Origin of the sequence: Lactobacillus sp. CBA3606, assembly GCF_002970935.1 — a bacterium.
Lineage (GTDB): Bacteria > Bacillota > Bacilli > Lactobacillales > Lactobacillaceae > Lactiplantibacillus.
This window is the reverse complement of sequence record NZ_CP027194.1, coordinates 1,457,691-1,484,345: the sequence shown is the minus strand read 5'-3', so window position 1 is coordinate 1,484,345 and position 26,655 is coordinate 1,457,691. Positions and strand designations below refer to the sequence as shown.

Sequence of the window (26,655 nt, the reverse complement as noted above, 5' to 3'; positions counted from 1 at the left end):
TTTAACGGAGTTACGTGGCGTTTTTAGGAGGTCGTCTGCATGATTGAGTGGTCAGCGGCAACAATTAGTGATTTTCAAACGACGTTGTTAGCCTGGTTTGATGAAGCCGGTCGAGATTTGCCTTGGCGTCATGATCACGACCCATATCATATCTGGGTTTCAGAGATTATGTTACAGCAAACGCAGGTCCAAACGGTAATTCCATATTATGAGCGGTTCATGACTTGGTTCCCGACGATTACTGCGTTAGCAACTGCGCCGGAAGACCGGCTATTAAAGGCCTGGGAGGGTTTAGGCTATTATTCACGGGTCCGCAATATGCAACGTTGTGCGCGCCAATTATTGGCTGATTATGCGGGACAATGGCCGCAAACAGCTGCGGAATTAGTTGAGCTGGTTGGTATTGGGCCCTATACGGCAGGCGCTATTGCAAGTATTGCCTTCAATGAACCCGTACCAGCGGTGGATGGCAATGCTTATCGGGTTTTTAGTCGCCTATTAGAAATTGATGCGGATATTGCTAAGCCCCAAACCCGCTTGATTTTTGAACGGGTGATTGCAAAGATTATTTCACCGACCCGTCCAGGCGATTTTAATCAAGCAATTATGGATTTAGGCGCTAGTTATATGACGGCTCGTCAGCCAGATACGGCCCATTCACCGGTCAAACGGTTTAATCAGGCTTATCTAGATGGCAAAGAATTGGATTATCCCGTTAAGACTAAAAAGCCACGGCCACAGCCAGTAGCGTATGTGGCTGTCGTGGTGAAGCAAGCGGATCAATGGTTAATGACCCAGCGTCCCAGTCAAGGGATGTTGGCTAATTTATGGACGGTCCCACTGATTAAAGTGACGGATTTGGCATTAGCGGATGCCTACACGCCGGCTGACTTAATAACGGCCGTTCAGCTGTATTTTCAACAAGAATATCAACTTAAAGTGGTCGTGGCGCCATTGCCCGTGCGACCGGTGACTCATACCTTTACCCATCAAAAATGGACGATTCAGTTATTGGCTGGGACTACCGAATCAACTGATTTAGCGTATTTTGCTGGGAAGTTGGTAACAGCGGACGCCTTAACTCAGTTACCCACACCGAAAGTACAGGCCAAAATTTGGGACCGCTACGCCCAGCGGGAAAAATAAATGATTCAACGGCTCCTCCGTTTTAGTTAAGGTCATTTGTGGTAAACTATTAGCAAACTAAGGGTTGTTTGGCGTTAATCGTGACGACAAACGCACGACTTAATGGAGGGTGACAGGATGCTAAATGTATTTGATATCGTTAAACTAACGAGAATTAATCACAATGAAATTGACAGTAACCAAGTGGTCGTCACGGATGGCAATGGTAAACCAAACGCAATTTTAACAGAATTGTTAAATGATGTGATTGGTAATATGCGGATTTTTATTAATATGGCAGAGGTTTATTCTGTCGATGATCTCATGCAAGCGTTGTCGGCGCACACCCCGTTACCAGCGGATGTGTTGGATGAATATGAAAAAGTATTACGCGAACCAATCTATAACATTAACTTTGTGCCGAAACGTGGTCAAGTTGAAGTAGTGGTTGGAGAAGGGTAATTAGTTAAATAAAAGGTCAATCTCAGTTGTGTCTCCCTAAGGAGAACAATTGAGATTGACCTTTTTTTATTGGAATTATAGATAACTAGTAGCGCTTACCATTGTTTTTAAGAAGATTTTGAGTTAACCCAACAAGGCAGCGGCCGTTTGTGAATCGGTAATTAAAACATTAGCATAACCGCCCAATAAAGCACCCCGAATTGAAGCAACTTTACGGCTGGAACCCGAAATTAAAATCGAATATTCTTTATTCTGTAAGGCCGTTAAAGGGATGCCGACGGTGCGATCATTGATATCATTATCAGCAAGTTGTCCAGATGATGTAATAAAGCGTGAGACAACATCGCCGACTGACTGTGCTTGTAGGCGACTAATTTCAGTATCTCTCAGATAGCCAAGATTGAAAAGCATGGCATCTGATCGAACTGTACCACTAGTAAATAAGGCAATATTTGTATCAATTCCTTTTTGAACGATAGCATTGATAAAACGATCTTGCATCACAACGTTTTTAGTAACGGCATTATCAAAGATAACCGGTAAAGGTAAATTGACCGCATCCGTGTGAAAAGCAGTACTAAATTTAGTGATGATATCGTTAGCAAAATTATTCATTTCACTGGCCGAAACACTGCCCTTTAGTTGCACGACCGACACGTTATTAGCCTTACTAGGGTGTAAGTGGTTAGCGACGCTTTCTAAGGTCTTCCCCCAACTAATACCGATACTATCTCGATCCTTAATGATGCTATCTAAATAATCAGCTGCAGCTGCCCCAATTTTTTCATTAATGGCACTTAAATCATTGGTTGCATCAAAAATTAACACCACTTTTTTTAAATGGTATTGATGTTCTAATTGTGTAGCCAATACATCCAGGTCCTTCAAGGGATCGGCGATTTCAATTTTAAGCAAGCCTTGATTGCGTGCGAATTGTAATAACCGTGAAATTGTTGGTCGAGAAATATTTAACTTGATGGCAATTTCGCCCTGACTTAGACCATCTTCATAATATAAATGACAAACTTTTAAAGCGTTTTTAATTTTATCCTGATTATCCATAGACAGACTCCATTGTTATTAATAGCGTCATTATAGCACATTTTAATGATTGAACATTTTTTCATGTATGTACTTTACAAATGTTCAAATAGCTGATATGATGATTTTGTTGAAAAAGAAAGGGGTTTCAAAACATGTTATTAAATCATTATCTCGACCATACACTATTAAATCCAGAGGCAACCGAAGCACAGGTTGATCAGGTAACCCAAGAAGCATTAACTAATCATTTTTTCTCCGTCATGGTTAATCCATATTGGGTGCATCACGTACATACACAATTGGCAGGATCGGATGTTAAGACTGCTTGTGTCATTGGCTTTCCATTGGGAGCAAACACGACAGTTATTAAAGTTGCCGAAAGTAAACAAGCTATAAAAGATGGTGTTGATGAACTTGATATGGTTATGAATATTGGTGAATTTAAATCTGGTCATGACGATATTGTTCAAAAGGATATTGAGGCGGTAGTTGAAGTTGGTCATCAAGCAGGTAAATTGGTCAAAGTGATTATTGAAACGGCACTTTTAACTGATGATGAAATTAGTAAAGCTAGTGATATCGTGGCGAAGGCAAATGCTGATTTTGTTAAGACGTCAACTGGTTTTTCTAAGCGCGGTGCTGCCGTTCATGATATCGAGTTAATGAAGGCTGCAGTTGGTGATCGCATCAAAGTTAAGGCTTCAGGTGGTATTCATTCTGCGGAAGAAGCGCAAGCAATGATTGACGCAGGGGCTTCACGCTTGGGCGTCAGTGCCAGCATGAAAATTATTGGTAAGGCCTAATAATTAAGTGATAGCCGTTGTTAGAACGGCTATGAATTTCCTTGTAAATGTAAGCGCTGTAAAGCGGTTATTGACATCATTGGCGCACTACTGCCCATAGTTGAAATAAGTTTGTAGATTGGTATTAGGACTGACAAGCTGTTGTGAGGTTTAATACTAATCGGACATGAAAGGAATGTTATCACCATGGAAAAACCGATTATTGGGTCTAAAAAGTCCCAACGACGTTTCGGTCTGATTAAATTACATGCTAAGGAATTAGACGATGGCTATTTAGATCGAACGCCAATCTTTCAGTTCATGTTGTTGTCGCTATTAATACCACTATGGGCGGCCGCAGCTAGTCTTAACAATATTTTAATCACACAATTTAGAACAATTTTTACGCTTAGTAATGCCGCCAGTGCTTTTGTGAATAGTGCCTTTTATCTGGGTTACTTCATACTTGCAATTCCAGCCAGTCGAATTATTAAAAAGACATCATATAAATTTGCAATTTTAATGGGATTAACTCTTTATACAGTGGGGTGTTGGTTATTCTTTCCGGCGTCACATCTTGCCACTTATGGGGTGTTCTTAATTGCATTATTTGCAATTGCGTGTGGTCTTAGCTTCTTAGAGACTAGTGCTAACACATTTTCGACGTTGATGGGACCTAAATCGGCTTCGACGGTACGATTGAATATTTCGCAAATCTTTTATCCGATTGGCGCAGTCGCTGGGATTCTGTTAGGTAAGTATTTAGTCTTTAACGACGGTGCGAGCTTAGAGTCTACGATGGCAAAAATGCATGGTGCAGCTCGATTGGCTTATGGGCAAAAAATGTTGCAACAAACGTTATTACCATATAAATACATCATTGTGGTTCTGATTATTGGCATGTTACTGTTTGCTTTGACTCAGTTTCCAAGCGGACGCCCACATGCTACAAAGGGCACTAAACAAGTTGCAGATGCCAAAATCGGTGAAACGTTAAGTTACCTTATGCATAACAAAGAATTTATGAAGGGTATTGGAACCGAATTTATTTATATGGGAATGCAAACGGCAGTCTGGTCATTTACGATTACGCTAGCTATGAGCTTTTCAAAAACGATTACTGAACGGGATGCCTCGACCTTTATGGTGTATAGCTATATTGCTTTCTTTTTAGGCAAAATCATTGCAACGAGCCTCATGAAAAAATTTCAATCTTCACAAGTATTAATGGGGTTTGCCATAGTGGGTGTGTTAGCACTGGTATATGTCATGTTAGTGCCAAATATTTCAGCAATTTATTTTGCAATTCTTGCAAGTGGTCTATTTGGTCCCGGTTGGCCAACCATCTATTCTCAAACTTTAAATACTGTTAAAGATAAGCGTTATACCGAAACTGCGGGGGCAATTGTTGTGATGTCAATTATTGGTGGTGCTGTGTCACCGTTAATTCAAGGAGCAGTGGCTGATATGACAGGCTCAATTTCGTTATCATTTATTATTAATGTCATTAGTTTTGCGGTGGTTGGTGTCTATGCTTACGATTACTATCAAAAACATCAACGTATCGAAAATTAAGAGGAGTAGTTAAAATGAAAAAAATTAATTTAACCCATGCTATGTTTGGGCAAAGTGAAAAAGTTTTGTATCAAGATGATGATTTTAAGGCCACTACTTTCACGTATCCTTCCAGTGTTGAAGGGTTACGAATTGATAATAGTCGCGGTCACTTGGTCGTATTACCTTTTATGGGATTAATTATTTGGGATGCTATTTTTGATGGTATTTCATTAAAGATGAAGGATATGTTTTCACAACCATTACCTGGAAAAGGGATTGCAGATACTTATGGGTGCTTCCAATTTACATCAGGGTTGTTAGGCAATGGGACGCCAGCGCTAGAAGATAATTATCAGTTACACGGTGAATTTCCAACTAGTAAAATGGATCATGCGTATCTAACATTAGGTGAGGGAACTTTGACTGTACATGCGGATTTTGAATATGTTAAGGGCTTTGGCAATCACTATTTGAGTGAACCGTCAGTAATGATGCGTAAAGATGCTGGTTTGTTTGACATTAACTTAAGTGTGACGAATTTATCTAAATATCAATCAATGCCACTACAGTATATGTGCCATATGAATTACGCCTATGCTGAAAATGGTCGTATTGAACAAAATCTACCAGATGAAGCTTTTGAATTACGACAAACGGTGCCTAGTCATGTGCATCCAACGCCCGAATGGTTAGCGTATAATGATGAACTCAAGGCTAGTGGTCAATTAATTAATCAATTGGATGATCCACAACATTATGATCCAGAAATTGTGTTTTTCTCAAAGAACTTAACTGAATTTACTGATGTTGCCGAATTTAGATTACATTTGAATGACCAACATAATTTTTTAACAAAGTTCAAGACGAGCCAATTTCCAATTGCGACACGTTGGATTTTATATAATGCAGATCAACAAGTTGCTGCATTTGCACTCCCTGGAACGAGTACCCCGGAAGGCAAACATGCCGCTGAAAAAGCAGGTACTTTAATTCAACTTAAGCCAATGGAACAACGACATTTCAGTGTAACAACCGGTCTAGAAAACTAAGGAGGAGTAAGTAATGGCAGATATTACAGTAATTGGTTCAAATATGATTGATTTAACTGCTTATGTCGATCGGATGCCAATTGAAGGTGAAACAATTGAAGCGCCAGAATTTGAAATGGGTTTCGGAGGTAAGGGTGCCAATCAAGCGATGGCTGCTGCACGGTTAGGCTCAGATGTGAATTTTATTACAATGGTAGGTAATGATGATTTTGGTAAACAACAATTAAGCAACTATCAAGCTAGTGGTATTCGTACTGACGGTATTGGTATTGGACATCAGGCTAGCGGCGTTGCGCCAATCTTTGTTGATCCAACGAGTGATAATCGTATTTTGATTATCAAAGGGGCTAATAAAGAGCTAACGCCGGCTATTCTGGATGCTAAGATTGATTTAATTAAGCAATCAAAGTTAATCGTCTTGCAACAGGAAATCTCATTAGAAACTAACTATCATGCGATTGATCTTGGTGTGAAATATGACGTACCAGTTTTACTTAATCCGGCACCGGCTAATGAAGATTTGAATATTAATTATGTTTCTAAGGTCGCTTTCTTTACCCCTAATGAAACTGAATTAGCCACATTAACCGGTATGCCAACTAGTAATTTAGATGAGATTACATTAGCAGCCGAAAATTTGATTGACCGTGGTGTTGGTAATTTAATTATCACGTTAGGTAGCAAAGGCGCTTTATGGATTACAAAGGGACATTCTGAATTAGTCCCCGGAATGAAGGTTAAGGCTGTTGATACAACTGGGGCTGGAGATTCGTTTATCGGGAGCTTTTCTCACTATTATGCTAAGGGTGAATCAATCCCAACTGCATTACAACATGCGAACCAATATGCTGCAATGACGGTTACTAAGAAGGGAACACAAAAGTCCTATCCAACTGCTATGGAATTAACAGATATGCTGACCCAGCCCGTTTAAAACGGTCGAGGGTAGTTTTAAATGCGACAAAAAACGAGCGCCAGCTTAAAGCTGACGTTCGTTTTTTTGAACTAATCAAGGGGGGAAAACGAGCATTTATCCCACGGTTGCCAGTACTGTTCAAATTATTGGTTTCGGTTACATTATTTCGTTGAAATGATGCGTTATAATAGGGTTAGCAGCGGGTGTTAATCTGACTAATTAAGGGAGTTGTGCAGGGTGAAATTAAGAGTAGAACGTATTTATACTAAACCAGTGGACTTGGATGGCTATCGAATTTTGGTGGATCGGTTGTGGCCGCGTGGAATTTCTAAAGTTAATGCCCAGTTAGACGATTGGGTGAAAACGATTGCGCCGTCAACGGAATTACGACAATGGTTCAATCATGAACCCGAAAAATATCCGGTGTTTAAAAAACGTTACTTAAGTGAACTTGAAAATAACCCTTTGAGCTCGGACTTTTGTCAGCTCGTCAATCATGAACTTAAAAAAAACAATGTCATTTTGCTCTATGGCGCTAAGGATGAACATTATAATCAAGCAATTGTGTTAAGGACGTATTTGATGCAACAAAGTGATTGTCCTGCTGATTAATATAAAAAAATTGATAGGTACGCTGATAAATTTGGAATATAACGGCAGCTAAACTGCGGTAATTAAATTATTTAATTTATTTTCCCGTAAAAGCTAGTAATTGGATATAAATTTTGCTATGATTAAGGCGTTAATTAATGACGTCAACTATTACAGTGCACAATAATGGGGGTTGCACTGTGAGGCAAGCAAGATTGGGGAAAATAATATGATAAACTTATGTGTGTTACCAAGTACCGCAAGTTGTCGCAAAGCCCATCGCTGGTTATTAGAGCATCGAATTCCGTTCCATGAACGCAATATGAATGCCCAGCCTTTGACCGAAGTCGAAATTAAACATTTATTGCAGTACACTTATAATGGCATTGACGATTTAATTAGTACTAAGTCGAATGCTTATCGGCAATTAAGTAAGACGACACCGATTGAAGATATGCCGTTAAGTGAAGCAGTCCATGTGTTGAGCCAGACACCACAATTATTACGGCGGCCAATTATTTTTGATGACCATCGCTTACTTTGTGGGTTCAACCAAGATGAAATTCGGATGTTTATTCCACGCGAACAACGGTATCTAAAGATGAAATCATTATCAGAACACCAAATGGCTTAAAGCGAACCAGTTCCAACCAATTGGATTGATTTGGGGCATCCTGAAAAAAATTAAATAAAGAGCCGCTAACTGTCATCATAAACTGATGATGACAGTTAGCGGCTCTTACGCTTTTTTTCGAAATTAAGCGTATTTATGCGCAATTTTAGCGGCTACCGCGGCGGCAATAGCCCCGACGAGGTCGTCAATAAAGGTATTAACAACGCCAGATTTATCAGTATCTAGTTTTTTGATGACGCCTTCTTTAACTTTGTCCACGTAGCCATAATTAGTGACACCAATGGTTCCGTAAATATTGGCCATGTTGAGTGCTAGGCCCTCATCGACGCCAAAAACACCGGCGTCATTAGCAACGATGGCTTGGAGGGGTTCTTTGAGCTGGCCTTCAGTGGCTAGCCGATCCAATTCCAAGGCGACCATTGCATTATTGAGGAGTTCACGCTTATGCAAGACTTCTTGGGCTTCTGTTTCACATTCGGCGATGGTTAGTTCGGGGACATACTTAATTTGCAACTTATAAGTGATTTGCGCAATTTCTTTATAAGTGATGCCCTTAGCGGCCAGCGCTTTGATGACAAATTCGTAAGCGGCTTTATCAGGATACTTAAATGCTTTATTATACATAATGCCCTCCAATGATAATTAAAATGTTGGTTAAGCGAACGTGCTTAGCCGTCAAAATTAATTATACGGTTATTACTAATAAAACGGTATTAAAGGGTTTCAGCGCTTAACCGCAAGTGACACAGTGGCGTTGTTTTGTGGCATAATAGAAACATTACAATATTAATTAAGCAATCATAGAATAGGACTGATAAATGATGATGGGGGAAGCGGTGACTTTTGTTGAAACGATTTAGAACAGCCATTCAATTTTTACTATTGGCGTTTGTAATCGGTGCAACTGTCGTGCTAATTGGGGCCAGTGGTCATCAGACTAAAATTACAAAAGTGACCAGCCGCGTGCAACCAACAACTGTGGTCGGCTTAAGTCAACGCTATCAAAAGTCGCGTACAGCGACCGTCTTTTTGCATGGTTATAACGGTGGGGCAGCCTCGACTAATTATTTGATTAAGCAGGCTGAGCAAGCGGGAGCCGCGCAAAAAGCATTGGTCGTCCACGTTTATAAAGATGGGGTGATGGCGTTTAAGGGTTACTGGCACAAGTCCATTAAGAATCCAATGGTTCAAGTGGTCTTTCAAGATAATCATGCGCCACAAAAAACACAGATTTATTGGTTACACCAAGTGTTAGTCCAATTGAAAACAAAGTATGGGGTGACTAGCTATAATGCTGTGGGTCATTCGTTAGGTGCCAATGATATTGTGAATCAGGCGCTGAAGTATGGCACTGATCAGGCTTTACCAACCTTACAGAAAGTTGTCACGATTGCGGGGCCTTTTGATGGCTTGACGGGGTATCTGAATGCTGAGACTGAAGCGCAAACGCAGACCGTCGCTGCGAAGCCAGTACGGTTTTCGCAACATTTTGCTGCGATGTTGAAGCAACGACAGAATTTTCCGCAACACGTCAAACTGTTAAATGTGATCGGTGATACGGATAATGGCTTCAACAATGATGGCTTTGTTTCGGTAGCTTCGGCGCGCTCGGTCAGTTATTTATTACGGGACAAATTAGCACAATATCAAGAAGACTTCTATAGTGGGGCCACAGCAGCTCATTGTGCGCTAAATCAGAATCCCAAAGTAGCAAAATCCATGATTTCATTTTTATGGTGATAAAGGATAGTCAGTAGTCGATTGTTAAAGGGTCAGCGCTAAATCAAGCGAGGCCCTTTCGTTGTAGAAAGGAAGTTGCCAACCATGGCAAAAATTTTTATTTCAGCAGTTATTCCGATGAGTGGGATTGAAGCGTTACAAGCGGCTGGGTATCAACCTGAGATGTATCAAGGGCCAGGGCTAATTAGCCAAGCCGACTTAATTGCTGGTGTGGCGGATGCCGAGGTACTGATTACGCCGTTATCAACCAAGGTTGATCAAACGGTTATTGATCAAGCCCCCCAGCTAAAATTAATTGCCAATTTTGGGGCCGGTTTTAATAATATTGATGTTAATTATGCCGCTGTTAAGGCGATTGCGGTGACTAATACGCCCGGAGTTTCGACGGCTAGCACTGCCGAAGTAACGGTTGGGTTGATTTTAGCCGTGACTCATCGAATTGTTGAAGGTGATCAGGTCATGCGAACGACGGGCTTTGAGGGTTGGGCCCCTTGTTTCTTCTTAGGTCATGAACTTGCTGGCAAGACGCTGGGAATTATTGGGATGGGTGCCATTGGGCAAGCTGTTGCGAAACGATTGCACGCATTTGGGATGCGAATCGTGTATTATCAACGCCAACCCTTAGATGTTTTTACGGCTAGTAAGACGGATGCGACGTATTTAACGTTACCGGAGTTGTTAAAGACAGCTGATGTTGTGAGTCTACATGCGCCCTTAACCGCTGAGACGACACATCTATTAGGCGCTGAACAACTTGAGTTAATGCGCCCAAGTACCTACTTGATCAATGCAGCCCGTGGGCCATTATTGGATGAAAAGGCGTTACTAGCGCGATTAAAAACCAAGCAATTAGCTGGGGCGGCGTTAGATGTGTATGAATTAGAACCACAGTTAACCCCAGGATTCGCCGCGTTAAAGAACGTGGTTTTAACGCCACATATTGGTAATGCCACCGTGGAAGCGCGTGATGCGATGGCTAAGATTGTGACCACGAATGCGATTGCGGTTTTAAACGGACAAGCACCGCAAGCTGTCGTGAATGGGGTCGAAGCGCCGGTTGAGCCGAAAGATTAAAAATCAATTAGAACAACTGCTTGACGATTAAAATAATCAGTGGTAATGTTAACCACAACTTAATAAATGAACGTTAAACGTTACATCAAGTAGAAGCAAGTCTGAGTGTCAGGAAGTCGGTGGGGGCTGCGAACCGATCAGGGGTTGTGTTCGAAATACGGTAACCGAGTTTCAGACTGAACGGATAATAACTAGAGCCGTTATCTTCTAGTGAGTGGAGGCTTTTTGAATAGTCTCAATCTGGGTGGTACCGCGACTAGTCTAATCGTCCCTGTTGTTCTAACGAACAATAGGGACGATTTTTTTGACTTTAACGCTGGTTATTACAGCAGATGAGATTAGGAGTGGTAAAAATGAAAAAAACGAATACAATACCTAAAATTAGTACACTTGAAGCAGTGATTGTCTTGCTAGTTGTCTTAGGAATTATGAGCTTGGGGGTAATTGGGTTGGGGTTGTCACCACAAGTGCCAGTTTTACTAGCTATGGGGGTTGTGACTGCCTGGGCGATGCTTCGAGGTTTTCCGTGGGCTGCCGTGAATGCTGGAATTAAAGAAGGCATTGATCAAGGCATCATTCCAATTTTTATTTTTATTCTGATTGGTGCGATGATTTCGACTTGGATTGCAGCGGGGACTATTCCAACGTTAATGGTTATTGGTTTTCGGTTAATCAACATCCATTGGTTTTTGCCCTCTGTTTTCATTGTTTGCACGTTAGTCGGCGCCGCAGTTGGGAGTGCTTTTACAGTGACCTCCACGGTTGGCATTGCCTTCTTCGGTATGGGCGTGACGATGAATTTGAATCCAGCCTTAGTGGCCGGGGCCATTATTAGTGGTGGTATTTTCGGCGACAAATTATCGCCATTGTCAGAAACGAATAATTTAGCTTCAGCCGTGGTCGCCACGGATTTGTTTGCCCACATTAAACACTTGCTGTGGAGTACTTTACCAGCTGGTGGCATCAGTCTGATTTTATTTGCCATTTTAGGACGTGCGACGGGCAGCACTAGTTTGACGAAAATAAATGAAACGGTGACGGTTTTGACGCAGCACTTTAGTATTTCAGCGTTGGCTTTGTTGCCGATTGTGTTGGTTTTTATCTGTGCAGGGTTCAAAATGCCGGCAATTCCAACGATGCTATTGAATATCTTTGTATCAGCAGGGTTGATTTTGGTTGAACAGCCCCAGCTTTCGATGACTAAATTAACGGCGATTATTAATACGGGTTTTGTCTCAAAGACGGGTAATCAAAGTGTCGATACCTTGTTGTCACGTGGTGGAATTGTCAGCATGATGAGTATGGTCGCTTTAATTGTGGTGACGTTGTCACTAGGTGGCCTCTTAATGAAGTTTGGGTTGATTGGTCAGGTGATGACGCCCTTAGCCAAACGGTTAACTAGTGATGGTAAGCTGGTCACGGCGGGCATCATCACTTGTATCGGCGTTAATGTATTAGTTGGGGAACAGTTCTTGTCCATTATTTTACCAGGGCGTGCTTTTCGCCAAGCGTTTAATGCTGGTGGACTAGCAGACCAGGCGTTGGGCCGGGTACTTGAAGATGGTGGGACCGTTATTAATTACTTAGTCCCATGGGGCGTCGGCGGGGTCTTTTTAACGACTACCTTGGGCGTGCCCACGATTCAGTACTTGCCATTTGCGTTTTTCAGTTTACTTTGTCCAGTGATGTCATTAATCAGTGGGTTTACTGGTTTGGGATTAGCCCATGTTGGTCAAGCGACCAAGCTTAAAGCGTCGTTAAAGCCAGTTGATAACATGGATTAGGGGGTAAAAAAGCGGTTGAGGCTTGGCCCAACCGCTAGTAGTCATCGATTATTTTGGTAAACTGGCTTGAAAGTCAGTGAAAATTGGATGTGCGAGGTTAATACCCTTAGCTTTAGCAATATACCAAGCTAGAATTTGGAACGGGATAATTGCTAATAAAGGTGCTTTTAGCGCATCATCAACTTGATGCAATTGTAAGGTTTGTTCGTCATTTAAAGTTGGCTGCTCACCAGTCAAGCTAATCGTGTAGATATGTGGTGTCAGACGAGATTCATAAGTCTTGACCGCTTGCATGGTTGCCATGACGCTGGGAGTTGTATTGAGTTCAATATAGAATTGTCGATGATTGTCATGGGTGCCCAGATAACCGCCGGTAGTGAAAGCATTTAAGGTGTAGCCGTGGGTGGGAACACGCACGATTTCAGTGAACTTTGTTTGAACTTCGGCCAGTGTTCCAGCTAACACACTGGCGCCAATACTAGTAAATTGTGGGGCTAAGCCGAAATCAATGGTGAATTTACGGTAGAAATCACTGGCCCGCTGGCTGGTTTCGTTAATGTGTTCGATTAGTAAGCCAAATTCGTCTAGTTCTTGGTTGGCGAAGAAGGGGGTAATGAGTTGGCGCTTAGTTGCACTCCGCAGGCCCAAGAACATCAGACTTAGCAAGATGGCTTGATAACTTAATGTGATGTAGGGGCTTGTTTCGTGACCAGTTAAAAGATCAAAGCTCGCATCAGCTAACGTAACGAGTGGGGTGTCTAATTGACTCGTTAAAGCTAAGACAAAGACATTGGTTTGGGCTTTAACTTTTTGAATCGTAGCGAGGACCGCAGCATCTTCACCGTTGAGTGAAATCCCAATAACGGTGTCAATCAAGGGATTGACCGGCACGTAATGCAAGTAGTGTTCAGCATCGACCACTTCTACTTGCACGGCAGCTATTTTTTGGAGATAGCCTTGGGCACTGCGAGCAGCATTTAAACTAGAAGCCGTCGCTAAGATGAGCCAGTGGGTGGTTTCAGTGGGAGCCGGTGCCAAGGCGGCGTCGGTCTGATCAGTATAGCCGGTCAATAATTGGCCGAGCACCGTTTGTTCACGGCGAATATAAGATAGCATCGTTGGATTGTTCATGACAGGGAACTCCTTACATTGTTTGAGTGAGCCAAGTTGGCTTGTTGCTAATAGCATAAACGCTTCCAGTTAGTAAAGCAATGCTTAGTCAGACTCACGGCGGTTGCATTTGAAATCGAAGTCTGCTAAGGTTACTGACAAACAAATTTATAAAATAAACGAATTGCCTATATAATGCCATGATAAGGATGGCGAGTTTCTACCCAGCACCGTAAATGCTGGACTATAAGCGAATTGAGTCGATGGGTCATCACAGCTCTTTTTGCCGTGGTGACCCGTTTGCTTTCTCCAATAGGCAGAAGGAGAACGTTGTGACAAAAACAGTTGATATGGTAATTACGGGCGCCCAAGTGTTGAATGTCTTTACCCGGGAGTTTGAACTGACCAGTTTGTGGATTGATCAGGGGCACATTATCAGTAATCTAAAGGACGAACCTTATCAAGCACGTCAACACGTTGATGCGACTGGTCAGTGGGTGGTTCCTGGGCTAATTGATGCGCATGTGCATATGGAAAGCGCCATGGTTGCCCCGAGTGAATTTGGGAAGGTACTTCTTAAGCACGGTGTGACCACGGTGGCGACTGACCCGCATGAGTTGGCGAATGTCGCTGGGGTAGCTGGCATAAAATATCTCATTGATGATGCGCGTCAAACGTTATTGGATGTTTGTTTTATGCTGCCATCTTCGGTTCCCTGCGTGCCTTTTGATGATAATGGCGCCACTTTACATGCGGCTGATTTACGACCGTTGTACGCGGAACCGGAAGTCCACGGCTTGGCTGAAGTGATGGATTACGGGGCAGTTGCGCGCGGTGATGCTGACACGATGGCTAAGATTCATGATGCATTAGCTCATGGTTACCATGCGGATGGGCATGCAGCCGGGTTAAATGCCCACCAATTAGGCGTCATGCGCAATGCTGGCCTGGATACGGATCATGAATGCACCACGGTGACTGAAGCCTTAGAACGGGTGAAAGCCGGTATGTGGGTCTTCTTACGGGAGGGGACGGTTGAACGTGATGTGCAAGCGACGATTGGGGCGGTTACCGAAGCTAATGCCGGTCGCTTTGCGTTTTGTACGGATGATAAAACGATTGCTGACTTAATTACCGAAGGGTCGATTGATTACAATGTTAAGTTGGCGATTGCGAGTGGTATACGGCCAGCGTTAGCCTATACCATGGCGAGTTATCATGCCGCTAAAGCCCATCGATTGAATGACCGTGGCAGCTTAACGCCAGGGCAATTGGCTGACTTAGTGGTGTTGACGGATGTCAAAAAGGTGCAGATTGCGCGTACCATGAAAAATGGCACCTGGATTACGACGGCGGCTGCCACCCAGCCATTGCCGTTTACTGCGACCCGTTTGCACCAGCAAACAACCCTAGCCGATTTGAAGCTGCCATTAACGACGGGCAACGTGAATGTGATTGGCGTGCAACCAAATCACATTGAAACGGATCACTTAGTGAAGCAAGTGCCAGTCGTAGCCGGTGAATTTCAAGCTGATTTGACCCAAGATATTTTAAAAATGGTAGTGGTGGAACGTCATCATCAGACGGGGCGAGTCGGCGTCGGGTTAGTTCATGGCTTTCAGCTGCAGCAAGGGGCCGTAGCTGGCTCCGTGGCGCATGATGCCCATAATATTGTTGCGGTTGGCACGTCGGATGCGGCCATTTTACAGGCGATTAATCAACTCACAAAAACGAATGGTGGCATTGCAGTGGCGACCACGCAAAAAGTCTTAGCGACGATGCCGTTGCCAATTGGTGGGTTACTATCAACCGCTTCATATAGGGTTGCCGCGCAACAATTAGCGGCCATTAAAGTTGCTTATAATCAGCTATGTGCAACGCCAATGACGTTTGATCCCTTTATAACATTGTCATTTTTGACGCTACCAGTCATTCCAACTTTAAAGTTAACTGATCGTGGGTTATTTGATTATGATCAATTTAAGTTTATTCCAGTTGAACGACACTAAATGACTACTTTACCAAAAAGAACGCCCGCAACTTGAAATTGCGAGCGTTCTTTTTGAGTTATTTTATTGGTGCCGATGTCGCTTTTGCCAAGCAAAGGGGAACGCCATAATCATGTAGCCAAAGTCGACTAGGATGGCAGTCCGTAAGGGCAATTTTAAAAGGATAACGGCGACAAAGGTGAGCACAACAATGAAAATCAAAGATTCTTGAGACCAGTTCAAAAGCCATTCTGGCATGTTAACATCTCCATTAGTTAAGTGAGGTTAAGGGCGGTCACGGAGCGCGCGTAAGGCCCATAAGATTGAGACCGTATCGACAACTTCTTGAAGCATCGCCCCAAACAGTGCCGGGATAATCCCGGTGCTGGCGATTAGCATCAGGATGGTACAAATCGCAATGCCAATCCAAACGGCCTGTTTGGCAACCTGCATGGTGTCCTTTGAAATCTGAACGGCGGTGACAACACGGCTGAGGTCATCTTTCAAAATAACCACGTCAGCCGATTCACTGGCCGCAGTTGAGCCGTGGGCACCCATCGCAATGCCGACATCGGCCACTGCCAGTGAGGGGGCATCGTTCACGCCATCACCGACCATAATGACCGGGCGTTCGGTTTTAGGCAGTGCTTGTAGATTTTTGATTTTATCAGCTGGTAATAGGTCGGCTGCGACGGTATCAATCCCGACTTCAGCGGCAATTCGGTCCGCAATCGCCCGTTGATCGCCGGAAAGCATCATAATATTTTTGATGCCCCCCGCGTGTAAAGCCTGCAGAGTCGCCGCTGCTTCTGGTCGAACGTTGTCAATAAAGGTAATATAGCCGGCATAGTGATCGTCGATTGCCACGTAAATGGCCGTTGTTGTTAACGGTGTTTGGGTCGTCGTTGGGGCCACAAATTTTAGCTTGCCAACTTTAACGGCATGCCCATCGACAGTTGCTGTGACACCATTACCAGTGACTTCTTCTAAATCAGTGACTGGACTTAGCGGTGTTTGATTAGCATATTTGACAATCGAACGAGCTAAAATATGACTAGAATTTTGTTCTGCGCTGGCGGCTAAATGTAAGACGGTTGCGGCGGTAAAGGTTGCTTGCGGCACAATCGTGTTTACAGTCAGTTGGCCGCTGGTAATGGTGCCGGTCTTATCAAAGGCAGCCGACTTAGCAGTGGCTAATTTTTCCAACATATCACCAGTTTTTACCACAATCCCGTTACGACTAGTACGGCTCATGCCAGAGACTAAGGCAACCGGTGCGGCTAAAATTAATGGACAAGGTGAAGCGACGACCAAAACTTCGGCAAACCGATGCGGATCGCCGCTTAGTAACCACGCAATCCCGGCAATGACGTAGGCCACAAGTGTAAAAGGGACGGCATACCGATCAGCAAGTCGAACGAATTTGGCTGGTCGCGCTTCGGATTCTTTGACTAGTTTGACTAACTGTTGATACTGACTATCAGCGGCGCGTTTGTCAACTAACATGGTCACCGCACTATCACCGTTTACAGCGCCAGACATTAGGTCATCGCCAACTTGTTTTTCAATCGGCTTGGATTCCCCAGTTAATGAGGATTCGTCAAATAGCGCTGTCCCTTGAATTAAGTGACCATCGACGGGCACTAATTCGCCCGGCTTAACAACTAATTGATCGCCCACGGCAACTGCATTGACGGTAACGTCAGTTAATTGCTCGGCAGTTAAGCGGTGGGCAACTTGAGGTGAATTATCAAGCAAGGCTTTTAGTTCCGTGTTGGCCCGCTTAGCAGCAAAGTCCTCGAGGGAGTCGCCACCGGTCAACATGATTAAGACGACTAAGCTGGCCCAATATTCACCAACGGCCAAAGTTGCGACAATTGCGGTAATGGCTAGTAAATCAACGCCGTATTTACCGGTACGCAATGTTTTGATCATTTCCACGAGCATTGATAAGGCCATGATGGTCCCCATTAATGTAATGATAATTTGGGCGGCCAACGGCAGTTGTAACCCAAACTGTAGGCCTAAAGCAACGACACCAATACTAATGGTTAAAATTAATTTGTAATAATGACGCATGTTAAACTCCTCCTCCACCGGTATGCAACCGTTCTCTTTGTTGATAGTAACAGCTTATCATGAAAATGGCCTTATTTAAATAGATAAGAATGATTCTAAACAAAAACTAATAATTTGCAGAAAAAACAATTAATTTTCTGCAAATCGGGGCTTTTTAGGCCATTAAAAACCGAGTCAGGCCTAACATGATAGGCTTAAACGTCTGCGAACGTGGTCATTTTACATATCGTATTATACTAGTATACTAATACATGAACATCAGATATCAGAATAAATACTGAAATCAGCATTTGTATAAGACGCTCGCGCTGTACAGGTGGTAACTTGTTACCCTGTCGTGCGATTTTTTTGTGTATGATGAGGCCGGTTTTTTACAACACGCGGTCGCTAACCAAAAACAACTTATCTGAGTTCAAGGGGGTTATCCATTAGCAAGATAATGTAACAATTAATCGTTACGTGGTGTGCTGATGACGACGAGATTAATCGGCATTGGTACTAGCTATCAGCGCTAAAGGTATGGTGAACGCCAACGTAGATGAGGCAATTAATTTAAGACGGATTCACGTCCAGTTTTATGTCAGTATGGCGCATGATGAACTCACCAACGGAAAGAAGGAAATTCTGCTACTGATTTTGAGTTAGCAAAAACAGAGTTTGTCATGCAAAGCCGTTTGAACCTTATGATGAGGGTACTGAGTGCTTCGAGCGAGAATTTAGCTCGGAGGGGTGTACCGATTGCTAGTCGGAAATTAACGCGTGGGGACTACCGGTCATGGTAGGATGAAGCACGAATAGTTATATAGAAAGTATATGTTCAGTAGCAGGTTTATTATTTTAAAAAGTAAGAATATTGATTGGTGGGTGTATTTGCCGACAATTGGCTTATTCGCTGCGGCTTCAGTGTTTTTGTTAGTCGGGGGTAAGTCATTAGAGACCGGTTTGGGGTCGATTCTCAACTGGTTGACCGGTAACATGAGCTGGTTATACATGCTCGTTTACGTCATCAACTTTATCTTTTTCATTTACTTAGGCTTAAGTAAATTAGGTAAAACCAAGTTAGGCGGTCCCAAGGACAAACCGGAATTTTCAACGTTCCATTGGGGCAGTATGGTTTATGCCACGGGGATTGATGCCAGCATTTTAATGTTGAGTATCGTGGATCCCTTGCGTTATTTACAGAGCCCTTCATTTGGAGTTAAGCCGTTTTCAGCTTCGGCTTACAATTATGCACACATGCTGGGACAATTCAATTGGGGACCAATGGCGTGGATGATGTTTGCGCCAGCCACCATTGGAATTTCGTATGCCATGTATGTGAAACACGTCAAAGTGCAACGGCTTAGTGCCGCCATTTCTGTTTTAGCGGGTCCCGGGATGGGGAAACGACTTGCGCGTAATGTCATTGATTTCTTAGTAATCATTGGGATTATGGGGGGAGTTGGGACCTCCGTCGGGATGGAAATTCCAGTGATTTCAAAAGTATTGAGTGAAGTTACCGGAATCGCTGATACCATGACTTTAAAGTTAGGACTGTTTGCCATCCTCTTCGTGATTTTTGCGATGGCGGTCTTCAATGGCTTGAAGCGTGGGATTGGTCGCTTAAGTTCTGCCCATATTTGGCTAGCGATTGGCTTTTTAGTGGTCGTGTTAGTCGTGGGACCAACCTTTTATATTTTGAATTCAGAAACCAGTAGTATCGGTTTATTTATTAATAAGTTTGTCAGCTTGAGCTTTAACTCAGCTCCCAATGGTGCAATGACTGCGATGCAGAGTCAGACGATCTTTTATTGGGGTTGGTGGTTATCCTTTATGCCAGTGATGGGGTTATTTATTGCTCGGATTTCACGTGGTCGGACCATTCGCCAAGTTTTAGGTGGCATGTTGTTGTGGGGCTCACTTGGCTGTGTCAGCTTCTACGCCGTTTTGGGTGGCTACGCCTTGTATTTGCAAAAGATGGGGGTTGTCAATTTAGTCCACATTTTGAATACTCAAGGTCAAGCTGCGGTGATTGCGGCCGTTTTAACGACGTTACCATTTAAGATGATTATGTTGGCGTTATACTGCCTATCATGCTTTATCTTTTTAGCAACGACCGTTTCTTCATTTGCCTTTATCACGGCTTCATTTACGAGTAAAGAATTGTCAGTTGGCCAACAACCGAGTCGCTTTAATCGTATGAGCTGGGTCGTTATCTTCTTACTATTCTCACTGGGCTTGGTGACAGTCGGTGGCTTTAAAGCGATTCAGTCGATTTGTGCGATGTCTGGTTTTCCACTGATTGCGGTTTGTTTAATCTTGTTATACTCGCTGTACCATGATTTAACTGCCGATCCGGTCAAAGCAGCGGCGAAGGCCAATGCTAAGGCGGCGGTGATTGCGCGGCGGACTGCGATTGCTCGGGATGTTGAGATCTCGACTAAGACGGACTACGCCAGTGAAAAACGCACGCAAAAATCAGCCCAAGAAACGGATTGAGTTTCAAACTAGCTTCTATAGATAGTATCTTTTAAAAAAGAAATAATAATCAGGGTTTGAGGCGTTGGTCTCAAACCCTGATTTTGATAAAAAACAACCTAAGGATTGTCCCACCAGACTGAATCAGTTTGAAGGGGCGCTCCTTAGGTTATTTGAGTTTACTTGTTTTTCTTTTTGGGATGGGCCTTTTTATGTTGACGCAAATCTTGCTTGAAAGTATCAATTTCGTCAGTGTGTTTTGCGGTCCATTCTTTATAGTTAGAGTGGGAATCAGTATCACCAGTTTTAAGGCCTGTTTCTAACCAAAACAAGGCTTCAGTTAATGAACCGAAATTGTGAAACCATAACGTATGACCGTTATCAGAGTCCATTGCAACGTAAGATTTATAATGCGGGGTTAAAAAAGTGTGTTTAACGATTTTGAAAGCCGCCCGCCGCCGCGTTAATTTGTAGTCTGGTAAGATGTAACGACCCGGATGGGCTAACCGCGGAATGGACAGGTTGCGTTGTTCCTTATATTCCGTCAGCATTGCCTTAGCGCGGTCCGCGTTGATGAGTGTAATGTTGAATTTTGACATAGCAGGGCTCCCTTGATAAGTACAATTGGTATCATTAGTTGATTTATTTCATAAAATAGAACTCATTGTATTAATGATAGCGCATTTTTACTAAAATTCGAAATATAAAAGCTTGAATTTATTGGGTTTTCGCCGTTCTTACGGTAAATTTAAAGAAAACGGGGGTTGCAGCTTAAAACGACCGCTAACAATGGCGGCCAAAAGAAAATAATTGCTGCAAGAATCCGTAAGGTTCTGACAACAATTATTTGTTTAAGTCGCTTTATTGAGGCTGAAAGGGTAACCAATATAGCTTATGGCAAGTCATTGCCTGCTGCAAAGTAGATATCATACCATTCTTGGCGGGTTAGCTCGATTGCTGCTCCAGCGGCATTTTCAGCGAGATGTTTTGGATTCATCGTCCCTAAGATAACCTGAATTTGTGCTGGGTGGCGCAAAATCCAAGCGGTTGCAATCGCACTCTTGGTAACTTGCTTAGCATCTGCAAGGGTCTGCATTGCCGCATTTAGTTTTGGAAATTTAGGATTGTCCAAGAAAATTCCAGCAAAATTACCATATTGATAAGGTGACCATGCTTGAATGGTCATGTTGTGTAACCGTGAATACTCAATGATTTCACCATCGTGGTTGATACTACGGTCGTCTTGCATATTAGTGTGCAGGCCAAAGTCGATTGGACCAGTGTGCATGACACCAAATTGAAGCTGATTGATCATTAAGCGTTGGCTTAGAGCTGCTTGTAATAACTCGACTTGCATCGGGTTGAAGTTAGATACCCCAAAATGCCGTACTTTACCATCGCGTTGTAAGTCATTGAAAGCCGCCGCCACTTCGGCTGGTTCCATCAATGGATCCGGTCGATGAAGAAGAAAGCTATCTAAATAATCAACACCTAAGCGTTTGAGCTCGCCATCAACAGCATCAATGAGATGTTGTTTGGAGAAGTCATAACGTTGACCGGGAACAATACCGCCTTTAGTCTGAATGTAAAGTTGGTCACGGGTGATGTTAGCCTGCTTTAAGGCTTGACCAAAAATGGTTGATGACTGACCGTCGCCGTAAATGTCGGCTGCATCAATATAGTTGATACCTAAGTCGACTGCCGATTTTAAAACTTGGGCTGCTTGGGTAACGTCGAGGGCGTTCATGCGCATAATGCCAAGGGCAACGGCCGATGCTTGAATGCCACTTTGACCTAAATTAATTTTTTTCAAAGGAAGACCTCCTATTTTGACTCAAGTATACGAGTTCATATTAGTGGTGTAAACGATTTCAATTGCAGACGACAAAAAAATAGGGCTCAAGGCTTCTCAACTTGAGTCCTACTTATGAGGAATAATCCTGATTAGCAATTATTAATTGTACTGTGTTCTTAATACGTTACACCTTCATGCTATTCAATTTTACGTGTGTCCAACTTCTAACGGACTAACCCGTATTTCCTGTAGCGATCTGCTTTAGTCGATCAAAAGTAATTTTTACTTGATTCATGACTCGTCAAACGGATTCTAACGAAAGTCGAACTTACGCTTAAAACTTGGTAATGTCTTCGTGACAGACAGCACCTCCGCTTAAATTTTTACAACCTGAGTCGAAATTTGGAACTAACCGTACGGATGTTACTTGTTGCTGGTTCAAATAACGGTTACCGTTTGTCTAAGGGTCAACGTTCAGACATCCAATGCAAGTAACTGGACCGATAACGCTTAACGACGTCTGACTGGTCTCGGTAACGACCAAACGTTAAGACTAGTTGTCTAATGTGATGGCGACAACCAAAACTCATTGAGAAGCTTGCTAATGAGGGTTATAACCTTTCCTCACTTAATATACTACCAGATAAAGTAAGCGTTTGCAATAGGAATGTCTCTAAATTTTAAAAAATGTTTGCCGTTGCTTTTATTCGGAATTTCGTTATGATAAAAGGGTATGAGAAGCCTAAAAGCTAAGGGCGTACAATGACGAAAGGTAGGCTCGTGACGAGTGATTGAAAAAATAGAACAATATATTGATAAGTGTATTGCTGCTGGTGATATTTATGGGGCGTCGTTTAGTGTGATTACACCACAAGGGATTAACCAGTACTACCATGGTGTTCAAGGTAATGGTGAGTTTGCAGTCGGACTAGATGCTTCTATGATATATGATTTGGCATCGGTGACGAAAGTAGTTGGCACAACCACCCGGATTTTCCAACTATTGTCAGACCATACGATTCGATTGGATGACTCAGTGGCCCGTTTCTTACCTGGGTTTGCACATTCTCAATTAACGATTAAGCAATTATTGTTACATACGAGTGGCTTGCCAAGTGACATTGAAAATCTATCTGGGATGAATCGAGAAGACTTGATTACGGCAGTTTATGATGCTAAGTTGCAACAAGCTCCCGGTGAAAAAGTTGTTTATTCAGACTTAGGCTATATTATTTTAGGCTGGATTATTCGGACGGTAGATGGGTCATTAGCGCGCAGTGTGCAAGATCATATCTTGTATCCATTGGCGATGACGAATACCGGATATAACTTGAATCGGCCCAAGATTCGGTTTGTCCCAACGGAATTTGATCCACGGCGCGGCCAAATCCAAGGTCAAGTCCATGATTATAAAGCATTCTTGCTTAATGGCGAGAGCGGTCATGCCGGCTTGTTTTCAACTTTAACGGATTTAACAGTTTTTGTTGAAATGATGTTGAATTTTGGCGAATACCAAGGTAAGCGTGTTTTAGATGAAAATGTTTTTGATTGGTTAGGTGAGCATGATGTTGAAGGTCGAACATTAGGTTGGGAGCGACGCCAAGGTAAACATCAGTATCTGCATACCGGTTATACCGGACCAGCGATTGCGTTTGATTTGGATCGTCAACTCGGCTTGGTCGTTTTGACCAACCGCGTTTATCCGACGAGCGATAATCAGGTTTGGAACCAAGATCGGCAACATGTTTTTGACTTATTTTTTGAAGAATAGCTTGTTAAAGCAAAAACCACGTTGGCAAATTTTGCCAGCGTGGTTTTTAAGTCTTACAGTTATTTTTTTAGCCAACGCCCACCTGGCACGCGGCTTAGCAGCTGAAAACTACCGAATCCAATGATGACACCTGTCCAATTAGTTAAGACGTCATCAACTTCAACCCAACGATTAAGGTGAACCAACCAATCTAAAATGAATTGTCCAGTTTCAAGGGTCAGGCCGGTGATCAAACCAAGGACAATGATGCGACGCCAGGAATAGTGTGGAAAATTCCAGCCAAGTAAGAAGCCGAGTGGCATAGTTAAGACGACGTTGAGCCAAAACTCAATGTCGAGGTGGCGAAAAGGATTCAAAATTAGTTTAACGGGTCCCCATTGGATGTAGTGCAAGACGACGTTACTACCAAAGTCGTAAGCAGTTGGTGTGTAACAAAAAGCCGTGAGTACCCAGAGAAAAGCGAGTAGACTAAGACACTTTAGTCGTATCAGCCCCTGCTGAGTTTGATGGGCGATATGAATAGCGATTATTAAGACGAGACCGGTTAATAGTAGAAACGGGTACCAAGTAGGTTGCATGGATTGGACTCCTTAGTTAAGTTTAATAGGTTCTATTATAAGAAAGAACTGGTCGATAAGCTATCTTGATTAAAAAAGATGTAAAAAGTTGTTGACAGTTTCGGCTGTGGTTGGTATATTAGTACACGTTGCTGCTACGGCGACAAGGAATACGAAAAACAATATTGAAATTAGTTGTTGACAACTGCTTCAGTAATTGATATGATTATTCCTGTTGTCACAACGGCAACAAACAGCTTGAGATTGTTAATTCTATTAAAAAAAGAAGTTGACAAAAAGAAATCAAGATGTTAAGATAATTAAGTTGCGTTGAGGTAATCAACCAACGAATTAGACCTTTGAAAACTGAACAAAGTTTCGACAAATCAAATGTGTAGGGTCTATCAATTCTTGAATTGGTAGCAAACATTTGCGAAGTCAATTCGTAAACAAACAATTTTTAAATCAAGTACTAAATGAGCTTTTTTAGAACTCATCATTAATTTGAGAGTTTGATCCTGGCTCAGGATGAACGCTGGCGGCGTGCCTAATACATGCAAGTCGAACGAACTCTGGCTATTGAATGACGGTGCTTGCACCTGAGTGATATAGCATTTGAGTGAGTGGCGAACTGGTGAGTAACACGTGGGAAACCTGCCCAGAAGTGGGGGATAACACCTGGAAACAGATGCTAATACCGCATAATAACTCGGACCGCATGGTCTGAGTTTGAAAGATGGCTTCGGCTATCACTTTTGGATGGTCCCGCGGCGTATTAGCTAGATGGTGGGGTAACGGCTCACCATGGCAATGATACGTAGCCGACCTGAGAGGGTAATCGGCCACATTGGGACTGAGACACGGCCCAAACTCCTACGGGAGGCAGCAGTAGGGAATCTTCCACAATGGACGAAAGTCTGATGGAGCAACGCCGCGTGAGTGAAGAAGGGTTTCGGCTCGTAAAACTCTGTTGTTAAAGAAGAACATATCTGAGAGTAACTGTTCAGGTATTGACGGTATTTAACCAGAAAGCCACGGCTAACTACGTGCCAGCAGCCGCGGTAATACGTAGGTGGCAAGCGTTATCCGGATTTATTGGGCGTAAAGCGAGCGCAGGCGGTTTTTTAAGTCTGATGTGAAAGCCTTCGGCTCAACCGAAGAAGTGCATCGGAAACTGGGAAACTTGAGTGCAGAAGAGGACAGTGGAACTCCATGTGTAGCGGTGAAATGCGTAGATATATGGAAGAACACCAGTGGCGAAGGCGGCTGTCTGGTCTGCAACTGACGCTGAGGCTCGAAAGTATGGGTAGCAAACAGGATTAGATACCCTGGTAGTCCATACCGTAAACGATGAATGCTAAGTGTTGGAGGGTTTCCGCCCTTCAGTGCTGCAGCTAACGCATTAAGCATTCCGCCTGGGGAGTACGGTCGCAAGACTGAAACTCAAAGGAATTGACGGGGGCCCGCACAAGCGGTGGAGCATGTGGTTTAATTCGAAGCTACGCGAAGAACCTTACCAGGTCTTGACATACTATGCAAATCTAAGAGATTAGACGTTCCCTTCGGGGACATGGATACAGGTGGTGCATGGTTGTCGTCAGCTCGTGTCGTGAGATGTTGGGTTAAGTCCCGCAACGAGCGCAACCCTTATTATCAGTTGCCAGCATTAAGTTGGGCACTCTGGTGAGACTGCCGGTGACAAACCGGAGGAAGGTGGGGATGACGTCAAATCATCATGCCCCTTATGACCTGGGCTACACACGTGCTACAATGGATGGTACAACGAGTTGCGAACTCGCGAGAGCAAGCTAATCTCTTAAAGCCATTCTCAGTTCGGATTGTAGGCTGCAACTCGCCTACATGAAGTCGGAATCGCTAGTAATCGCGGATCAGCATGCCGCGGTGAATACGTTCCCGGGCCTTGTACACACCGCCCGTCACACCATGAGAGTTTGTAACACCCAAAGTCGGTGGGGTAACCTTCGGGAGCCAACCGCCTAAGGTGGGACAGATGATTAGGGTGAAGTCGTAACAAGGTAGCCGTAGGAGAACCTGCGGCTGGATCACCTCCTTTCTAAGGAATATTACGGAAACCTTACACATGATTGTTGAAACTTTGTTTAGTTTTGAGAGGTCTAAC

At 43.3% G+C, this 26,655-nt stretch carries 22 protein-coding genes, 1 rRNA gene and 1 riboswitch; of the genes, 15 read left to right on the top strand and 8 right to left on the bottom strand.

Annotated elements, in window-relative coordinates; all coding sequences use genetic code 11:
- The first annotated feature begins 39 nt into the window (after window positions 1-39).
- Window positions 40-1,146 (top strand): A/G-specific adenine glycosylase, encoded by a 1,107-nt coding sequence (gene mutY / locus C5Z26_RS07290; protein ID WP_105449311.1) that lies wholly within the window; start codon window positions 40-42, stop codon window positions 1,144-1,146.
- A 117-nt stretch (window positions 1,147-1,263) separates the two neighbouring features.
- Window positions 1,264-1,587: a hypothetical protein gene (locus C5Z26_RS07285; protein WP_105449310.1), complete on the top strand. Its 324-nt coding sequence runs from the start codon at window positions 1,264-1,266 to the stop codon at window positions 1,585-1,587.
- A 123-nt stretch (window positions 1,588-1,710) separates the two neighbouring features.
- Here the strand turns inward: C5Z26_RS07285 and C5Z26_RS07280 are convergent, their stop codons facing one another.
- Window positions 1,711-2,649 (bottom strand): sugar-binding transcriptional regulator, encoded by a 939-nt coding sequence (locus C5Z26_RS07280; protein ID WP_105449309.1) that lies wholly within the window; start codon window positions 2,647-2,649, stop codon window positions 1,711-1,713.
- A 134-nt stretch (window positions 2,650-2,783) separates the two neighbouring features.
- On the opposite strand from C5Z26_RS07280, the gene deoC reads away from it, so the two are divergent.
- The 6 genes from deoC to C5Z26_RS07250 all read left to right on the top strand — a co-directional run bounded on the left by deoC (window position 2,784) and on the right by C5Z26_RS07250 (window position 8,160).
- On the top strand, window positions 2,784-3,434 hold the full coding sequence (gene deoC, locus C5Z26_RS07275; RefSeq protein ID WP_105449308.1) for a deoxyribose-phosphate aldolase: 651 nt from the start codon (window positions 2,784-2,786) through the stop codon (window positions 3,432-3,434).
- Window positions 3,435-3,620: 186 nt separating this feature from the next.
- Window positions 3,621-4,988 carry an L-fucose:H+ symporter permease gene (fucP, locus tag C5Z26_RS07270; RefSeq protein ID WP_105449307.1) on the top strand — a complete coding sequence of 456 codons (1,368 nt, stop codon included), beginning with the start codon at window positions 3,621-3,623 and terminating at the stop codon, window positions 4,986-4,988.
- A 14-nt stretch (window positions 4,989-5,002) separates the two neighbouring features.
- Window positions 5,003-6,019, top strand: a complete 1,017-nt coding sequence (locus tag C5Z26_RS07265) for an aldose 1-epimerase family protein (protein ID WP_105449306.1) — start codon at window positions 5,003-5,005, stop codon at window positions 6,017-6,019.
- Window positions 6,020-6,032: 13 nt separating this feature from the next.
- A complete protein-coding gene (rbsK, locus tag C5Z26_RS07260) occupies window positions 6,033-6,953 on the top strand; it encodes a ribokinase (RefSeq protein ID WP_105449305.1) in 921 nt (306 codons plus the stop codon).
- Between the two features lie 219 nt (window positions 6,954-7,172).
- Complete coding sequence (locus C5Z26_RS07255) at window positions 7,173-7,547, top strand: DUF488 domain-containing protein (RefSeq protein ID WP_105449304.1); 375 nt, start codon at window positions 7,173-7,175, stop codon at window positions 7,545-7,547.
- Window positions 7,548-7,755: 208 nt separating this feature from the next.
- Entirely contained in the window at window positions 7,756-8,160 is a 405-nt protein-coding gene (locus C5Z26_RS07250; RefSeq protein WP_105449303.1) for a Spx/MgsR family RNA polymerase-binding regulatory protein, read from the top strand.
- A 123-nt stretch (window positions 8,161-8,283) separates the two neighbouring features.
- Here the strand turns inward: C5Z26_RS07250 and C5Z26_RS07245 are convergent, their stop codons facing one another.
- A complete protein-coding gene (locus tag C5Z26_RS07245) occupies window positions 8,284-8,784 on the bottom strand; it encodes a phosphatidylglycerophosphatase A family protein (RefSeq protein WP_105449302.1) in 501 nt (166 codons plus the stop codon).
- A 219-nt stretch (window positions 8,785-9,003) separates the two neighbouring features.
- Here C5Z26_RS07245 and C5Z26_RS07240 point away from each other — a divergent pair, with 219 nt between their 5' ends.
- From C5Z26_RS07240 to nhaC, 3 genes are all read left to right on the top strand, one after another.
- Window positions 9,004-9,900, top strand: a complete 897-nt coding sequence (locus C5Z26_RS07240) for an alpha/beta hydrolase (protein ID WP_105449301.1) — start codon at window positions 9,004-9,006, stop codon at window positions 9,898-9,900.
- Between the two features lie 84 nt (window positions 9,901-9,984).
- Window positions 9,985-10,974, top strand: coding sequence for a 2-hydroxyacid dehydrogenase family protein (locus C5Z26_RS07235; RefSeq protein WP_105449300.1), 990 nt, complete (start codon window positions 9,985-9,987; stop codon window positions 10,972-10,974).
- Between the two features lie 353 nt (window positions 10,975-11,327).
- Window positions 11,328-12,758, top strand: a complete 1,431-nt coding sequence (gene nhaC / locus C5Z26_RS07230; protein ID WP_105449299.1) for a Na+/H+ antiporter NhaC — start codon at window positions 11,328-11,330, stop codon at window positions 12,756-12,758.
- Window positions 12,759-12,806: 48 nt separating this feature from the next.
- Here the strand turns inward: nhaC and C5Z26_RS07225 are convergent, their stop codons facing one another.
- Window positions 12,807-13,889, bottom strand: a complete 1,083-nt coding sequence (locus C5Z26_RS07225; protein WP_234005651.1) for an SIS domain-containing protein — start codon at window positions 13,887-13,889, stop codon at window positions 12,807-12,809.
- A gap of 147 nt (window positions 13,890-14,036) precedes the next feature.
- Window positions 14,037-14,135: riboswitch (purine riboswitch) on the top strand.
- A gap of 65 nt (window positions 14,136-14,200) precedes the next feature.
- Between C5Z26_RS07225 and ade the strand changes: the two genes are divergently transcribed.
- Entirely contained in the window at window positions 14,201-15,877 is a 1,677-nt protein-coding gene (gene ade / locus C5Z26_RS07220; protein WP_105449297.1) for an adenine deaminase, read from the top strand.
- A gap of 63 nt (window positions 15,878-15,940) precedes the next feature.
- Here ade and C5Z26_RS12540 read toward each other — a convergent pair whose 3' ends face one another.
- On the bottom strand, window positions 15,941-16,114 hold the full coding sequence (locus tag C5Z26_RS12540; protein ID WP_199774960.1) for a hypothetical protein: 174 nt from the start codon (window positions 16,112-16,114) through the stop codon (window positions 15,941-15,943).
- Window positions 16,115-16,141: 27 nt separating this feature from the next.
- Window positions 16,142-17,935 (bottom strand): heavy metal translocating P-type ATPase, encoded by a 1,794-nt coding sequence (locus tag C5Z26_RS07215; RefSeq protein ID WP_105449296.1) that lies wholly within the window; start codon window positions 17,933-17,935, stop codon window positions 16,142-16,144.
- Between the two features lie 813 nt (window positions 17,936-18,748).
- On the opposite strand from C5Z26_RS07215, the gene C5Z26_RS07210 reads away from it, so the two are divergent.
- Entirely contained in the window at window positions 18,749-20,413 is a 1,665-nt protein-coding gene (locus C5Z26_RS07210) for a BCCT family transporter (protein ID WP_105449295.1), read from the top strand.
- Window positions 20,414-20,571: 158 nt separating this feature from the next.
- Here the strand turns inward: C5Z26_RS07210 and C5Z26_RS07205 are convergent, their stop codons facing one another.
- Together C5Z26_RS07205 and C5Z26_RS07200 are read right to left on the bottom strand one after the other, a co-directional pair.
- Window positions 20,572-20,991: a hypothetical protein gene (locus tag C5Z26_RS07205; protein WP_105449294.1), complete on the bottom strand. Its 420-nt coding sequence runs from the start codon at window positions 20,989-20,991 to the stop codon at window positions 20,572-20,574.
- A 293-nt stretch (window positions 20,992-21,284) separates the two neighbouring features.
- Window positions 21,285-22,205 carry an aldo/keto reductase gene (locus tag C5Z26_RS07200; RefSeq protein WP_105449293.1) on the bottom strand — a complete coding sequence of 307 codons (921 nt, stop codon included), beginning with the start codon at window positions 22,203-22,205 and terminating at the stop codon, window positions 21,285-21,287.
- A gap of 769 nt (window positions 22,206-22,974) precedes the next feature.
- On the opposite strand from C5Z26_RS07200, the gene C5Z26_RS07195 reads away from it, so the two are divergent.
- Window positions 22,975-23,958 (top strand): serine hydrolase domain-containing protein, encoded by a 984-nt coding sequence (locus C5Z26_RS07195; protein ID WP_105449292.1) that lies wholly within the window; start codon window positions 22,975-22,977, stop codon window positions 23,956-23,958.
- A 59-nt stretch (window positions 23,959-24,017) separates the two neighbouring features.
- Here C5Z26_RS07195 and C5Z26_RS07190 read toward each other — a convergent pair whose 3' ends face one another.
- A complete protein-coding gene (locus tag C5Z26_RS07190; RefSeq protein ID WP_105449291.1) occupies window positions 24,018-24,536 on the bottom strand; it encodes a VanZ family protein in 519 nt (172 codons plus the stop codon).
- A 479-nt stretch (window positions 24,537-25,015) separates the two neighbouring features.
- Between C5Z26_RS07190 and C5Z26_RS07185 the strand changes: the two genes are divergently transcribed.
- Window positions 25,016-26,589: ribosomal RNA gene (locus C5Z26_RS07185) — 16S ribosomal RNA — on the top strand.
- The last annotated feature ends 66 nt before the right edge of the window (window positions 26,590-26,655 follow it).

Coding starts and splice junctions, on each gene's coding strand:
- deoC (WP_105449308.1), top strand. CDS start 2,784: ATGTTATTAAATCATTATCTCGACCATACACTATTAAATCCAGAGGCA.
- mutY (WP_105449311.1), top strand. CDS start 40: ATGATTGAGTGGTCAGCGGCAACAATTAGTGATTTTCAAACGACGTTG.
- C5Z26_RS07190 (WP_105449291.1), bottom strand. CDS start 24,536: ATGCAACCTACTTGGTACCCGTTTCTACTATTAACCGGTCTCGTCTTA.
- C5Z26_RS07245 (WP_105449302.1), bottom strand. CDS start 8,784: ATGTATAATAAAGCATTTAAGTATCCTGATAAAGCCGCTTACGAATTT.
- C5Z26_RS07215 (WP_105449296.1), bottom strand. CDS start 17,935: ATGCGTCATTATTACAAATTAATTTTAACCATTAGTATTGGTGTCGTT.
- C5Z26_RS07280 (WP_105449309.1), bottom strand. CDS start 2,649: ATGGATAATCAGGATAAAATTAAAAACGCTTTAAAAGTTTGTCATTTA.
- C5Z26_RS07225 (WP_234005651.1), bottom strand. CDS start 13,889: ATGAACAATCCAACGATGCTATCTTATATTCGCCGTGAACAAACGGTG.
- C5Z26_RS12540 (WP_199774960.1), bottom strand. CDS start 16,114: ATGCCAGAATGGCTTTTGAACTGGTCTCAAGAATCTTTGATTTTCATT.
- C5Z26_RS07210 (WP_105449295.1), top strand. CDS start 18,749: ATGTTCAGTAGCAGGTTTATTATTTTAAAAAGTAAGAATATTGATTGG.
- C5Z26_RS07285 (WP_105449310.1), top strand. CDS start 1,264: ATGCTAAATGTATTTGATATCGTTAAACTAACGAGAATTAATCACAAT.
- rbsK (WP_105449305.1), top strand. CDS start 6,033: ATGGCAGATATTACAGTAATTGGTTCAAATATGATTGATTTAACTGCT.
- C5Z26_RS07265 (WP_105449306.1), top strand. CDS start 5,003: ATGAAAAAAATTAATTTAACCCATGCTATGTTTGGGCAAAGTGAAAAA.
- fucP (WP_105449307.1), top strand. CDS start 3,621: ATGGAAAAACCGATTATTGGGTCTAAAAAGTCCCAACGACGTTTCGGT.
- nhaC (WP_105449299.1), top strand. CDS start 11,328: ATGAAAAAAACGAATACAATACCTAAAATTAGTACACTTGAAGCAGTG.
- C5Z26_RS07250 (WP_105449303.1), top strand. CDS start 7,756: ATGATAAACTTATGTGTGTTACCAAGTACCGCAAGTTGTCGCAAAGCC.
- C5Z26_RS07205 (WP_105449294.1), bottom strand. CDS start 20,991: ATGTCAAAATTCAACATTACACTCATCAACGCGGACCGCGCTAAGGCA.
- C5Z26_RS07235 (WP_105449300.1), top strand. CDS start 9,985: ATGGCAAAAATTTTTATTTCAGCAGTTATTCCGATGAGTGGGATTGAA.